The sequence below is a fragment of the Halogranum amylolyticum genome, assembly GCF_900110465.1.
In the GTDB taxonomy this organism is placed as follows: Archaea; Halobacteriota; Halobacteria; order Halobacteriales; family Haloferacaceae; genus Halogranum; species Halogranum amylolyticum.
Genome location: NZ_FODV01000031.1, coordinates 1 through 13451 on the forward strand (window position 1 = coordinate 1; position 13451 = coordinate 13451).

The window sequence follows — 13451 nt, forward strand, 5'->3', positions numbered from 1 at the left end:
CGTTCGTAGATCCGGTTGGGCTTGCGGCGGTGAATCGCCGCAAGCCCTTCCTCAGCAAATCGGTGCCGCGTGCGCTGGACGGTAGCGGGGCTACAGTCCAGCGCGTCACTGATTTTCGGATCCGTCCAGCCTTCATCGGCTTTCAGTAAGATCCGTGCCCGCGTGAGTTTCCGAGTGCTTTCCTGGCCGGCTGAGATAAGAGCCTTCAGCTCAGCCCGCTCTTCATCAGAGAGTTCCACGAGATACTTCTTCCTTGCCATGATCTCCCCCGAATTCCTGCATCTAAGACGCTAGCAGAGGAGATAGCCTTAGCGAATGAGAATTGACGGAACACTAGTCCGAAAAGATGGGCAGTCACACGAAGAATTCCTCAGGTACTGGGAGAACGAACACGCCCCAATCGCAAAAGAACTTCCTGGCCTGGTCAAATATACGATCGACTATCCGACGGCACCTGAAAAGTCCGCCTACGATGGTATCGCACAACTGTATTTCGAGGATATGCAGGCACTAAAGGAGGCTTTCACTTCCGAAGCTGGTGAGAAAGTACAGGAGGATGCGACCAACTTCATTGACGTCGAACAGGGGCCGACGCTGTACCTCGAAGAGTCGGTCCAGGTGGACTATGTGTAGTTTTTCGTCTGTACCTCTTAGTGCTTAAGAAAGTTATTCACCGATAGACCATCCGTCTTCGGTTAAGACGCTGAATCAAGAGACTGTGCTCTGTTGACGAAGTTATCGTGGTAGACCGCGTGGGGGGAGAATCAGTACATCACAAAGCCGGCTAGTTGAGACGTCTGCTTGCAGAAGGTGTGTCTAAAACCCAGCAAGCAAACGATGAAATCCACGAGGATCAACTCCTTAACTTCGTCGTCAACTCCCTTAACGAAGAAGTTTCTCTCACTCTCGCTGAAAACGACAAACTTGATGTTGAAGACATCTACGAGGTCCTCGTGGGCGCCTGCGCCGACGAGACCTCGGTCTCAACGCTCTGTGAGAACAGCAAAGATGTACCTCACGAATATTCGGTCCTCTACCACCTCCGAACCAGGTTCGACCTGGAGACGCTCGAACAAATTGGCAACACCTCCTTCAAAAAGACGTTCTCGACGTCCCCCCGAGCAGGTGGAGGTCCGCAACGACCTCCACCTGCGGCCCTACTATGGCGACGAAGACGACACGGACGGCCTCTATCATTCCCAAGCGAAGCGTGGAACGATCGCGTTCCACGCCTACGCGACACTCTGAGCGCGTGTAAAGAACAAACGCTCAGCTGGCGGTGTTGCCGTCGATCAGACGGCGCACCGCCAGCAGTGTCCTCGCAGAGTTTCTTGGGATCCTCGACTGCCTTGACCTTGACGTTAAGGCCGTCTACCTTGACCGCGAATTCTACGATAGCAAGTGTTTGACGCTGCTTCAGGCACACAACCACGCCTACGTCATGCCAATTGTCCGCTGGGGAAAGACAATCAAGCAAGAACTCTCGAAAGGCTGGTGTCGCGTGATTCAGCACGATATGACGGCGAACTCGACGGTCACAGCTGGACCGTCGAGTTTCCCATCTACATCGACTGTACCTACCAGAATGGGCGGTACGACGACCATGGCGTGGCGCGTCACGGCTACGCCGCTGACGCGCCGTTCATCGACTCATCACGAGACGCTCGATACCACTATGCGAAACGTTTCGGTATCGAGGCCAGCTACCGCCTCTCCGAGCAGAGTATTGCGACGACCTCGACACAGAATCCGGTCGTACGGCTGCTGTACGTCGTGGTGAGGTTGCTGTTGCAGAACGTCTAGCGGTATCTGCACTGGGAGTACGTGGCGACGCCCCACGGTGGGGGGCGTCGCCTCTGGCAGTGGTCGTTCAAGGAGTCCATCAACATGGTTCGTGGGGATGGCCCGACGCACAGCGAGGCCCGTCCTCGCGAACCGACCACCAGACGACCGGTTTACCCGGTAACTCTCGACCGGGCTAGCTTGTGGTGTTGAGTGGCGACGCTGTCGCGTCGGCGGCTGACCACCGCCGACAGCGACGGCTCTGCATCGATTCGTCCATGACTCCCTCGTCGAGATCATCAGTGAAACCGCTCCGACACAGCACTCAGGCTTCAGAAATGGTTAGTCGAGGATGCTTTGTGAGGTACTGATACTGGCTCTCTCGGCCGACGGGATTATAAATCCAGCCGGAGCCCACACTTTTTAGTCATCTATCCGCTTCGATAGTGTATGACCGATGCATACGTGATCGGCGCCGGACAGTCGGATTTTGGGTCGTTTCCGTCGGAGACGTACCGATCGCTGTTCGACGACGCGTTCGACGAGGCGCTCGAGAGTATCGATACCGACTTCGACACCGACCGGATCGACGAGGCGTTCCTCGGGACGCTCGGCGTCGGTGGCCGGCAGCTGGGGCTGAGCGGTCCGGCCGTAACCGAACATCTCGGACTGCACGGGATCCCGACGACGCGCGTCGAGAACGCCTGTGCCGCCTCAGGGTACGCGCTCCGGCAGGCGGTGATGGCCGTTCGGTCCGGGATGGCGGACGTCGCGCTCGCGGGGGGGTACGAGGTGATGACGGACATGAGCTCCGACCACACGAAGTGGTGGCTCGGCGTGAGCGGCGAGACGGAGTGGGAACGGCTCTCCGGAACGACGTTCGCGGGCGTCTACGCCCAGATGGCCAGCGCTTACATGCGCGAGTACGGGGCCGAGAAGGAGGACCTCTCCCGTGTCGCGGTCAAGAACCACGGCAACGGCGCGCAGAACCCGCACGCGCAACTCGGCTTCGAGTGTACCCTCGAAGATGCGATGAACGCACCGGACGTGGCCGCGCCGCTGAACCTCTATCACTGCTGTCCGACGACCGACGGGGCGAGCGCCGTCATCGTCGCCAACGAGTCAATCGCACACGAACTCTCCGACGAACCGATCCGCGTCGCTGGGGCGGGTGCGGCCAGCGGTCGCGTCGGGCTGTTCCAGCGCGACTCGCTGACGAGCATCCCGGCGTCGCAGACGGCCGCCGACAGCGCATACGAGGAAGCAGGGATCTCACCCGACGACCTCGACTTCGCGGAGGTACACGACTGCTTCGCCATCGCCGAACTCGTCGCCTACGAGGACTTGGGCTTCTGTGAGCGCGGCGAGGCGCCGCGGCTCCTCCGCGACGGCGTCACTGATCCGGACGGGGAGCTCCCGGTCAACACCTCCGGCGGCCTCAAGTCCAAGGGTCACCCCATCGGTGCGACGGGGACCGGACAGGTCGTCGAGGCGTTCGCCCAACTCCGCGGCGAGGCCCACGTGCAGGTAGACGACCCGAGCGTCGGGATCACACACAACGTCGGCGGCTCCGGCGGTGGCGTCACCGTCCACGTCTTCGAGCGGGTCGACGGGGGTGCGCGATGAGTTCGCACCGCGGTCTCGTCTCGACGGGCGTGTACGTCCCGCGACAGCGTCTCTCCGGCGACGAGATTCGGGACGCGTGGGGCACCTCCGCGCCGGTGTCGCGGGCGGCCGTCCCGGCGGCCGACGAGGACACGCTCACGATGGCCGTCGCCGCGGCACGCGACGCCCTCGAGGACAGCGCCGTCGCTGCCGACGATGTCGGACACGTCGGGCTCGCGACGACGACGCCCCCGCTAGAGGAAGGTGAGTTCGCGCCGCAGGCTGCCGAAGCGCTCGGTCTCGCCGACGACTGCCGACTCGAGACGGCGACGCAGAGCACCGCGGCCGGTGCGGACGCGTTGCGGTCGGCAGCGACGGCGGACGCCCCCGCGCTCGCCGTCGTCGCAGACGCCCCCGTTGGAGACCCCGCGGAGGTCGGACAGCGCGTCGGTGCCGGCGCCGCCGCGTTCCTGTTCGCCGATGACGGGGCAGTGACGCTCGTCGATATGGCGACGCGCTCCCGCGACGCACCGGGGATCCGGTTCCGCGAACGGGGCAGCGAGACCGTCGCCGAACCGGGTATCACGACGTACGAACGGGGGGCGATCCGCGAGTTGGTCGCCGCCTCCGTCGAGGCGCTCGACGTCGACCACGACGCCGTCACTGGAACGAGTTTCTACCAGCCGACGCCGGACATCCCCCACCGGATCGCACGGGCACTGCCGTACGGCGGGGAGATCGTCGAGCGAGGGACGCTCGTCGACGAGGTCGGGGACGCCGGGACGGCGACGCCGGCGCTCGGGCTGTTGGCGGCGCTCGACGAGAGCGACCCCGGTTCCGTGACCGTCGCCGGTTTCTTCGGCAGCGGCGCGACGGCGACCGCGCTCGCCTTCGAGACCCGGGAGTCACTCACGACGGGGGTCGACGAGGTCGTCGACGGCGGGACGGACGTCTCGTACACGATCGCGCTGCGCGAGCGAGGGACGCTCGGGGAGACGGACGTCGCCGGCGGCGGTGCTCACGTCAGCCTCCCCTCGTGGCAGCGGACGGTCCCGCAACGGTACCGACTCGTGGCCGGGCAGTGTCCCGAGTGCGGGGCGATCGCGTTCCCGCCGGAGGGTGCCTGTCCTCGCTGCCACGAGCGCGTCACCTTCACTGACGTCGAACTCCCCCGCACCGGTGAGGTCGTCGCCGTGACGACGATCGGACAGGGCGGTGCGCCGCCGGAGTTCGTCGAACTCCAGCGACGTGACGGCCCGTTCGCCGTTGCTATCGTCGAGATTGCGGTCGAGGGAGAGACGGCACGGTTCCCCGTGCAGCTGACCGACTGCGAACCGGACGCGGTGTCGGTCGGCGACCGCGTCGTCGGTCGGTTCCGTCGCATCTACAGCACCGAAGGCGTCGCCCGCTACGGGCTGAAGTTCACTCCCGAGTGAGGCGGGTCGAGGGGTCGTCTTTCCGCCGCCTCGCCGCTTCGCGACGAGAAGAAGACCCAGCGAGAGGTCGCGAAAGTCGCACAGGTGACGATTTGAATGCGCTATCAGAGGCAACTCGATGCGATGGTCACGGACTGCCGTCGCCGCCAGCGGCTCTCACCCCTCGGAGCTGGGGGATTTATTATCGGTTCCCACCGCTTCACACAGTGTGCGAACCATCGACAACCACGACGTCCGGTTCGGTGAGCTCGTCGGTCCGCTCGTCCACGGTGCACGGTTCTTCGACTGGGAACTCGTCTCGACGCAGGTCGTCACCGAGGCGTTTGACCACGCCTTCGAGGACATCGTCGACGCGGGCGGTATCCCGTACGCGCCCGTCGTCGCAACGACGAGCGTCCACCGCTATCCCGGCTTCCGCGATACGGTGACCGTCGAGACGACACCGATCTCCGTCGGCCAGAGCAGCGTCGAGTTGCTCTACGAGATGACCGACGCCGACGGCGACCCGTTGGCGACCGCGCGAATCACACACATCACCATTGCCCCGGAAGGTGGCGCACAACCGCTCACCGAGACGACACGGACGGCGTTCCACGACGCGCTCGAGGAGGTCGACCCCGACGTCGGCCCGCGTGAGTCCGACGGTGAGGACGGAGCGTGGCCTTCCTTCACCGAAACCTTCGACGTCCGCGGACCGCACGTCGAGGGGTCGGAACTGGCCTACTTCGAGGAGTATCCGCGGTTCGCCGACGTCGCACTTGAACGCTTCCTCGAGTCGACGGGGACGTCCCTCGACGTGCTCCGCGAAGACAGTCAGCCGTTCCGCCTGCGCGACTGGCGCTGGGAGTTCGTCTCCCCGGTGCAGTACGAGTCGACGCTCACCGTCGAGTCTGACGTCCGCGCCGTCACCGATGAGACGGTTCGGGTGCACCACCGCCTCGAGATCGACGACCGCGTCAGCATCGAGGGGGTCATCGAGTACGGGAACTTCGACGAAGAGGGGACTCCGATCCCGTTCACGCCTGCGATGCGGGAACCGTTCGTCGCGGAGTGACCTGCTGGGCACCCTTTGAGACGGTGCGAGGGTTCCTCGTTGAGACGACAGTGTCCCTGCCGGTCACCCTCTCTCACTCCGGTGTTCGCTCGAAACCTACCAGAGATCACCGCCAGTGTAAGCGGCAGTTCCCCCCTGATAGAGAATCTGATATCCGGACTCTCTAACCTTCGAGGTAACTACGCCGACCCCACATTTCGGGCGGTCGCCGGTTCCCCTCCTTGAATATTTGATGGATGTCTTGTACACTCTCTACTCGATTATCACCGACAAGATTGAATTAACTAGTATTATCGGGTCTAACCCAGTCTTTTCACAACTTCTATAGATAATCGGCGAAAGTTGCAAAGTATATAAGGTGAACAAATCCTGCAATAGGTTAGGGGTCTGAATACTATTACAACGAATTTCGTCTACGGAGCGCGACAGTCACGGCAATCGTCGGTTCGGTTGCTCGTTCTCTGAGAGTATGTCTACTACCGTCGTTGCTAGGTGAACGTACTCACCCTCGCTGTTATCTCCCTTGACCGCCAACATCGGTGCATGACAGTCACTGTCGAACTCGACGACGAACTCGCAGCGAGACTCGAGACGCATCTCGAAGAGGACGAGACCTACGAGGAACTCATCGAAGAACTGGTCGGCATCTACGAGAGCAGTCGGTTCGTCCAAGAAGGGTACTCCGAGTAGCAGTCGGACCGAGTGACATCGACCGAACCGTCGGTCGACTCGAACTCGTCACCACGCCGTGAACGTCGACAGCGGGCGTAGCGATGCGCCGGTCGGCCGGTTCGTTACGGACGTTTCGCGTTCAGTCACCCGCCGCAGCCTGCGAGTCCGACCCCATCTTCGCCGGGTTGCTCATCCCTTCTTTCACTCCGAAGTGGACGAGTGCGACGTTCACCGGCCACGCCACGACGAACCCGACGGAGAGCGAGAACGCGAGCGCGGACCAAAACAGGAGCTCTCCCATGTGTGCCTCGGCAGCAAGCAAGAGGTCGGTTCCAATGGCGAAGACCTCCATGATCGTGATCGAGGGGGTCTCGCTTAGGAGAGCGTCCCACGTCGCTTCTTTGAAACTCACGCCATCCTGCATGAGTGGGCCGATCGTCAACGCGTAGCCGAAGAGGTACGCGAACCCGAAGGTGATCGCTGCGACCCACCCGATAGTGAGCGCGAGGATCCCCTGTGCGAGCGTGATACCGACGACCTCGCCGGCGCCACAGCCGGAGTAGCAGTGTGCGGTCGAACGAAACCCACGTCGCCACAGCGAGTCGTGGGAGATCTGCGTCCGCCCCGTGTACCAGTAGATCGCCAATCCGAATGGTCCAGAGTACAGCACGACGAGCGTCCAGACTGCCTGCATCAGTGATGCGATCGCTTGGTTGTTCTTTCGGAGGTCCCACCACAGGACCCCGACCGAGAGCAAGACGAGTACCGCCCATGCACCGACGACGACCGGGTCCGAGAGAATCGGTTTGATCACCTCCCGCGCTGGTGCGAACGTGTGTTCGATCTGTTTGGCGACGCCCGATAGCCCACCTCCAGCGGCCAACGGAGTTATCGACTCGTTCACAGCTGAGTGCCGAACGGACATACTCGTCTCTTGCTACGGGCGGCGCTTTTAGGTGTGTTGTGGCTATGATTACAAACGTGCGGAACGACACCCGCGAGCGACGCTCCCGGTCAGCGACGTCCGGCATCTTCGGCGCCTGCGGTAGTTCTCTGCTTCTTTCGAGCGGGACCTTCCTCTGCGAGACGCCGGGTACTCGTCGATTGTGCGGCTCCGAACCCGGTGGTGTCGGTGTCTTTCGACGGCGAGCGTTTTAGAATCAAAAGCTCCTCTGACCTCTCCTTCAGATCAGCGCCTTCGACGATTTCTGAGCCGTCCGTAGCGTGAGTCTATGAGTCGGCACCGTCGACGCCCGTTGATCGATCGGGCCGGACTGACGATGCGACCGGCGTAGAGAAGATCAGTGTCGATTGCGGTCTGACGACTCGATCGACGGAAACGAAACTCCCCTCGAACACCGCCGCGGCGTCAGTTCGCAGCGCAGTTGTTGGGGCCGAGTTCGAGTTCTTCGATGTCGCCACCCGGCTGTTCTTTCCCCCAGTTGATCTGCTTGATCTCGTTGTAGTTGGCCGGCTCGTCCGAGAGGCTCTCGACGATCGTCTCGACGAAGGCATCCTCGTCGTCCTGTTCGACGTCGCTCAGGAGTTCGTTCGTCGTCTCGTCCAGCAGCTCTCCCAGTTCGGTTGCGAGAGGCCGGACCGTTTCATCGCTGAAGTGACCGGGAAGCACGACCGTTTCGTCGGGCAGCGTCGTGAGTGCCGTGAGACTTTCGTACAGCCGACTGGCGGCCGTTCGGATTGCCTCCTCCGCCCCGTCTTCGAGGTCGGGCCGACCGACGCTGCGGAGGAAGAGCGTGTCGCCCGACAGGAGGGCGTCACCGTACTCGTAGGAGACGCTCCCGGGGGTGTGACCCGGCGTGTGGTGAACTTCCATTTCGCGGTCGCCGACGGCGATCGTCTCGTCGTCGGTAATCTCGGTCACACGGTCGAGTTCGCCGGCGTCGTCGCCGTGAAGGTAGTAGGGAACGTCGAGTTCACCGGCGAGTTGGCCTGCACCCGAGACGTGGTCCGCGTGGGCGTGACTGTCTGCGACGCCCGTGATCTCTAGGTTGCGCTCCTCCGCCTCGTTCAGGTAGACGTCGACGTACTGGCTCGGATCGACGACGATCGCCTCGTCGTCGTCGTGGACGAGGTACGAGATGCACCCCGTTCCGGGGCGGACGATCTGGACGACGCCGTCGGCCTCGTCGGGTTCGTACGCCTGGTGGACGCGTCCCCACCCGTTCATCCCGTCGTCGATGGACTTTGCGTCGAGGCCGTGGTCCTGAAGGAAACTCGCGGCCCGTGTCGAGGTGACGCCAGCGATACAGACCGTGACGATCTCCTCGTCCTCCGGCAGTTCGTCGAGGTGGTCTTCCAGCGTCGAGAAGTCGTGGTCGAGCAACTCGTCGTAGATGGGAAGGTTCGTACTCCCCTCGATCTGCCACTCCTCGTAGTCCTCTTCGTTACGAACGTCGAGAACGAAGGGGTCGTCGTCGTCGTCTTTGTGGACGCTTCGAGCAACCTCCGACGGAGCGACACTAGTATTGCTCATTCCATCCAATACTATCGGGACCGAGACTGTTAAACGATTTGGCCAAGCCGTTTCCTCGGTTGATCAGAGTAGGAGTGTTTCAGCGGATGGACAATCATCTCCCGTGACGACGGGTCGATGGACCTCGACTCGGTCGTGGCGGAGTAGACGCCTCTCGGGAGATGCAGCCTTCCATCCTCCGACTGGTCCGGTCGGGGACCGAGATTCGAGAGGAACACTGTATCGCTCCCACCGGTTTATCGTCGACTCTGGGCTCGCATCACTCGATACGGTCGGTCGGCTCCGAATCGCCCGAACGCCGAACCTCGACCGTCACCCCGTTCGGTTCGTAGGCGTTCGCGGCGTAGCCGCCGGCGTTCCAGGGAAACTCGTCGTCGTCGAGCGCCGCCCGCCACGCGTCCGGGTTCGAGATTCGCGCCGGCTGTCGGCGGCCCAACTCGTCGGTCGCCCGCGAGTTCAGTACGTGCGTTCCCGGTTCGGGGTCCCAGTCGTATCGGAACAGTCGCCACGCGCCCGCGTACTCCGGTCCGAACAGGTCGGCGTCGGACCAGCTGTCTCCGCCGTCGGTCGAGATTTCGACGCGCTCGACAGCGTCGTCGCCCGCCCACGCGACACCGCGTACCTCGACGGTCTCGTCCGTCGGTACCGTCACCGGTGAGTCTCCCGAGGGCGTCCCGATCACCGACATCACCGTCGCGTCGAACGTGTAGGGGTGTTCGACTGCTCCCTCCAGCTGTGTCCACGTGTCGACAGTGTCTACACTCTCGTTGGGCGCTGGAGTAACACCGTCGGGGTGGAGCCGGTAGGCTTCCTGTTGCCAGTAGGCGTGGTTTCCGGGGCGGTCGAGCGACCCCTCGGTCACCATCTCGTCCATCACTCGCAGCTCCTCGACCCACTTGACGTTGTTGACGCCGTACCACCCCGGAACGACGAGTCGAACCGGGTAGCCGTGCTCTTCTGGGAGTTGCTCGCCGTTCATCTCGTAAGCGAGGATGCAGTCGTCGAACGCCTTCGAGAGCGGAATCGACCGTGCGAAGACGTCGTCGCCCGCAGAGGGGTCGCCACCGACCGCGGTGAGCCATCTGTCGTCGGGCGACTCGACGCCGTGTGTCCGGAGCACCGAACTGACGGGGACGCCGGCCCAGAAAGCGGTGCCGGCGGCCTCGAACCCCCACTGGACGCTTCCGGTCTCCGGCCGGTGCTGGCCGCGACCGTTGCCCGCACACTCCATCGTATGTGCGACGCCGACCCGCGGATAGTTGGTTTTCAACTCGTCCACCGAGAGTTGTCCGTCGGCGTGTCCGGTCAGCGAGACGGTCCAGGTCTCGACGTCGGCGTCCGGAACGTCGTTTCTGTGACAGACGAAGTGCTCCTCGATGGGCGTCAACCAGTTCGCGAAGGTCGCCCGCGTCGCTGCTCCGACGACGGTGTACTTGTCGGCCTCATCTCGTGTCTCGGTTACGCCACCCTCCTTCGCCGCCACTATCGCATCGATCTCCTCGTGGCGACTCTTCCGTGGCTGCTCTGTGGGCATAGATGACAGTTGACACGCACCTCCATAACTTTTCGCCACTGTTCCGTTCACGACTCGTAGTCGACGAGACGGTCGATCTCACGGATCTGGTGGGTGTGATTCGTCTCGAGCGTCGTGTAGATGACGTCGAAGACGTTCACGTTCGGTCCGTCCAGTGCCGTCGTGACGGTGTACGATCCCGACAATAGTGAGTCTGTTTCCCGTGAGGAGAGGCCACCGAGCGAACCTCTCTCGACCGACCCTGGTCCAACTCTCGCTCGACGAACGACCCGCTCCGTCGTCCATACACTAACCGTCGACAGCCACTCGTACGAGAACTGCGGCCGTTTAGCTGGGGCGAGTGATGTTGGGTTGTGGGAATAAAGCCCAAAAGTACATCCGGGTTCAGCCTCTCCCTCGAAGCGATGACTTCGACAGCCGAGAGGGACACGTTCGGTACGTGCGTCGGTCTCCCCGATTCGTCGCCGGGTCGACGAACCACCTCTACGTCGGTGCCAGTACGATGATCCCTTCGCTCACCCGAAGAGAGCTGTTGACCGCCAGCACTCTCGGGCTCGCCTCGATAGCCGGATGTACCGAGACCTCAAACCTCGGCGGTTCGGACGGCTCCGACGAGTCCGATCCCACACCGCTTCCACCCGAGTCGGCAGACGAGTCTCGGTCGCTCCGAGCCGAAGCAGGGAGTTACGAGCCTGCAGGGCATCCGCTCGACACGTGGCTGTACGGGGGTCAAGTCCCCGGTCCCGAGATCAGGGTCGATGAGAACACCCGTCTTCGCGTCGACGTGACGAACGACCTCCCGGACGGCGCCGAGACGACTATTCACTGGCACGGCGTTCCCGTCCGGAACCCCGCAGATGGCGTTCCCGGCCTCACGCAGGACCCAATCGCCGCCGGAGAGAGTTTCTCGTACGTATTCGACACTACCCCTCCAGGAACGTACTTCTATCACAGCCACGTCGGCCTCCAACTCGAACGACAGCTCCTCGGGCCGCTTGTCGTCGAAGAGGAGTCGCCACATGTCGACTACGACCGCGACGTCGTCGTCTTCCTGAACGACTATCTGTCCACCCCTCCGAAACCCGAGTCGGAGTGGCGAAGCGAGAGCGACGGTGGTTCGGGTGGCGGGATGGGCGGCGGTGGGATGGGCGGCGGTGGGATGGGCGGCGGTGGGATGGGCAGCACGGGCGGTAGCGGGATGATGGCTTCATGGCGACCGCCCTACGCGGGCCACCTAGTGAACGGACGAGCGTCGGACTCTCCGACCGAGTTCGCCGTCTCGGAAGGCGAGCGGATCCGGTTTCGCTTCATCAACGCGAGCGGCGCGACGACGTATCGCGTCGGCGTCGGTGGACACGCGATGGAGGTGTCACACGCGGACGGCCGTCCCGTCGACCCTGTCGACGCCGACTCGTTCGTGTTCGGGGCCGGAGAACGCTACGACGCCCTCGTTACGGCCGACCGACCGGGGACGTGGGAGATTCGAGCAGTGCCCATCGACGGAGACGAAGCGCCCGCACGCGCAGTTCTCCGCTACGAAGGTGCGGAGTCGCAATCGGTGAGAGCTCCCACGTTCGACGGGAGACGTCTCGAGTACGGCGACCTCCGCGCACGCGAGTCGCTGGACGCCTTCGGTGGAACCCCCGACAGACGGTTCGACCTGACGCTCTCTGCGGGGTCAGAGCCCGGGGCGTGGCTCATAGACGGCCAGCGGTTTCCGGACGCCGACCCACTGGGGATTTCGGAGGGTGACCACGTTCGCGTCCGTCTCACCAACCGAAGTGCGATGTTGCACCCGATGCATCTCCACGGGCACTTCTTCCGTGTCGGTGACGCACTGAAGGATACGGTCGTCGTTCCAGCGCACATGGGGAGTGTGACTCTCGATTTCGTCGCCGACAACCCCGGTGACTGGCTGTTCCACTGCCACAACGCCTACCACCTCGAAGGCGGGATGGCCCGCGTGTTCGAGTACCGGTGACGGCCGGTCACCTGGCCGTCTCGAATCGCTCCGACGTGTACCAAACGCTTTCTGACGCTCACCCTCGACGGGTCGCCTGTCGGTCTCGGGCGGTGTGACATCCTCCCCGCCCTCAAGGACGGGGCTTCCCACGCCCGATTGCGCTGGTTTGGGAACTTCCGTTTACGACCCGACGCGCCGATGGGAGTGCCACGCCCCGTTACTCGTCTCCTGTGAAGGACTTCGAGTTATCTGATTATTTTGTGTCGGGTTGATCGTCCGAAGGCTTACTTTTTGATGAGGCAAACACCACGTCAACTGCCGGTTTTTGGACAGTCAATCACGATGGGGGAACCATCGCAACGACAGACACAGAAACGCAGTGTGGGCAGTTGTACGTTCGGATCACAGTGTTTGAACCCAAAGACGGCGCTGTATCCCCGCCCTCAAGGGCGAGCTTTTAGCGCCTGTCAATTAGATAAAATAGTCTGCGAGTCGCTAGCCGGTCTACGAGGCCATGCTCCGACAGGTCTCCACGCAGTCGGGGAGGACCTTGGCACAGGCCTGACAGTGGTCGTGGTCGTGCTGTTCGCACTCCTCGGCACACGCCTCACAGAGGTCGGCACAGACCTCTGCCAGATCGCTGCTGTAGTCGGAGTCGCGGGCCATGAGGCGCGCGTGCAGCGAGGCGACGTCCGCGACGTCTCGGCACAGACGGATACACTCGTCCATCCCTTCTTTGCCGACGCACTGGTCGGCACAGTACTCACAGACCTCCGCCGCTCGCAGGCAGTTCTCGATACAGTCGCGCTGTTCGTCGTTCAGATGCTCGAGTTCCGAGAGCGTATCGGTGAGTGACATCGCATCTAAACAGACGAGTGCCTCCTTTTCCCCACTTGTGGCTTACAGCGTTC

General features: G+C 62.8%; 11 protein-coding genes and 1 pseudogene. 7 read left to right on the forward strand and 5 right to left on the reverse strand.

Going from position 1 to position 13451, the window contains the following annotated elements; all coding sequences use genetic code 11:
- Nucleotides 1–260: helix-turn-helix domain-containing protein (locus BSG17_RS23840; protein ID WP_139246793.1), on the reverse strand; the 260-nt coding region annotated here is incomplete at its 3' end.
- Nucleotides 261–315: 55 nt separating this feature from the next.
- Here BSG17_RS23840 and BSG17_RS23845 point away from each other — a divergent pair.
- From BSG17_RS23845 to BSG17_RS27370, 6 genes and pseudogenes are all read left to right on the forward strand, one after another.
- Nucleotides 316–633, forward strand: a complete 318-nt coding sequence (locus BSG17_RS23845; protein ID WP_089827877.1) for an EthD family reductase — start codon at nt 316–318, stop codon at nt 631–633.
- A 179-nt stretch (nt 634–812) separates the two neighbouring features.
- Nucleotides 813–1966: pseudogene (locus BSG17_RS23850) on the forward strand (ISH3 family transposase).
- A 266-nt stretch (nt 1967–2232) separates the two neighbouring features.
- A complete protein-coding gene (locus tag BSG17_RS23855) occupies nt 2233–3408 on the forward strand; it encodes a thiolase domain-containing protein (RefSeq protein WP_089827878.1) in 1176 nt (391 codons plus the stop codon).
- Complete coding sequence (locus BSG17_RS23860; protein ID WP_089827879.1) at nt 3405–4823, forward strand: zinc ribbon domain-containing protein; 1419 nt, start codon at nt 3405–3407, stop codon at nt 4821–4823. Before BSG17_RS23855 ends, BSG17_RS23860 begins: the two co-directional genes overlap by 4 nt.
- A gap of 208 nt (nt 4824–5031) precedes the next feature.
- The gene (locus BSG17_RS23865; RefSeq protein WP_089827880.1) at nt 5032–5877 is read left to right on the forward strand and encodes an acyl-CoA thioesterase; all 846 of its coding nucleotides are present in this window, start codon (nt 5032–5034) and stop codon (nt 5875–5877) included.
- 543 nt (nt 5878–6420) lie between these two features.
- On the forward strand, nt 6421–6567 hold the full coding sequence (locus tag BSG17_RS27370) for a DUF7557 family protein (protein WP_170864943.1): 147 nt from the start codon (nt 6421–6423) through the stop codon (nt 6565–6567).
- 121 nt (nt 6568–6688) lie between these two features.
- Here the strand turns inward: BSG17_RS27370 and BSG17_RS23870 are convergent, their stop codons facing one another.
- The 3 genes from BSG17_RS23870 to BSG17_RS23880 all read right to left on the reverse strand — a co-directional run bounded on the left by BSG17_RS23870 (nt 6689) and on the right by BSG17_RS23880 (nt 10577).
- Nucleotides 6689–7474 carry a DUF4396 domain-containing protein gene (locus BSG17_RS23870; protein ID WP_089827881.1) on the reverse strand — a complete coding sequence of 262 codons (786 nt, stop codon included), beginning with the start codon at nt 7472–7474 and terminating at the stop codon, nt 6689–6691.
- A 444-nt stretch (nt 7475–7918) separates the two neighbouring features.
- Nucleotides 7919–9043, reverse strand: a complete 1125-nt coding sequence (locus tag BSG17_RS23875) for an MBL fold metallo-hydrolase (RefSeq protein WP_089827882.1) — start codon at nt 9041–9043, stop codon at nt 7919–7921.
- A 259-nt stretch (nt 9044–9302) separates the two neighbouring features.
- Nucleotides 9303–10577 (reverse strand): sulfite oxidase, encoded by a 1275-nt coding sequence (locus BSG17_RS23880; RefSeq protein ID WP_089827883.1) that lies wholly within the window; start codon nt 10575–10577, stop codon nt 9303–9305.
- A gap of 439 nt (nt 10578–11016) precedes the next feature.
- Between BSG17_RS23880 and BSG17_RS23885 the strand changes: the two genes are divergently transcribed.
- A complete protein-coding gene (locus tag BSG17_RS23885) occupies nt 11017–12558 on the forward strand; it encodes a multicopper oxidase family protein (protein ID WP_244531700.1) in 1542 nt (513 codons plus the stop codon).
- Between the two features lie 486 nt (nt 12559–13044).
- Here BSG17_RS23885 and BSG17_RS23890 read toward each other — a convergent pair whose 3' ends face one another.
- Nucleotides 13045–13398, reverse strand: coding sequence for a four-helix bundle copper-binding protein (locus tag BSG17_RS23890; protein ID WP_089827884.1), 354 nt, complete (start codon nt 13396–13398; stop codon nt 13045–13047).
- Nucleotides 13399–13451 lie beyond the last annotated feature (53 nt).

Excerpts from the sequence above, each read along its gene's own strand:
- BSG17_RS27370 (WP_170864943.1), top strand. The coding sequence starts at position 6,421 with ATGACAGTCACTGTCGAACTCGACGACGAACTCGCAGCGAGACTCGAG.
- BSG17_RS23860 (WP_089827879.1), top strand. The coding sequence starts at position 3,405 with ATGAGTTCGCACCGCGGTCTCGTCTCGACGGGCGTGTACGTCCCGCGA.
- BSG17_RS23845 (WP_089827877.1), top strand. The coding sequence starts at position 316 with ATGAGAATTGACGGAACACTAGTCCGAAAAGATGGGCAGTCACACGAA.
- BSG17_RS23890 (WP_089827884.1), bottom strand. The coding sequence starts at position 13,398 with ATGTCACTCACCGATACGCTCTCGGAACTCGAGCATCTGAACGACGAA.
- BSG17_RS23880 (WP_089827883.1), bottom strand. The coding sequence starts at position 10,577 with ATGCCCACAGAGCAGCCACGGAAGAGTCGCCACGAGGAGATCGATGCG.
- BSG17_RS23875 (WP_089827882.1), bottom strand. The coding sequence starts at position 9,043 with ATGAGCAATACTAGTGTCGCTCCGTCGGAGGTTGCTCGAAGCGTCCAC.
- BSG17_RS23855 (WP_089827878.1), top strand. The coding sequence starts at position 2,233 with ATGACCGATGCATACGTGATCGGCGCCGGACAGTCGGATTTTGGGTCG.
- BSG17_RS23870 (WP_089827881.1), bottom strand. The coding sequence starts at position 7,474 with ATGTCCGTTCGGCACTCAGCTGTGAACGAGTCGATAACTCCGTTGGCC.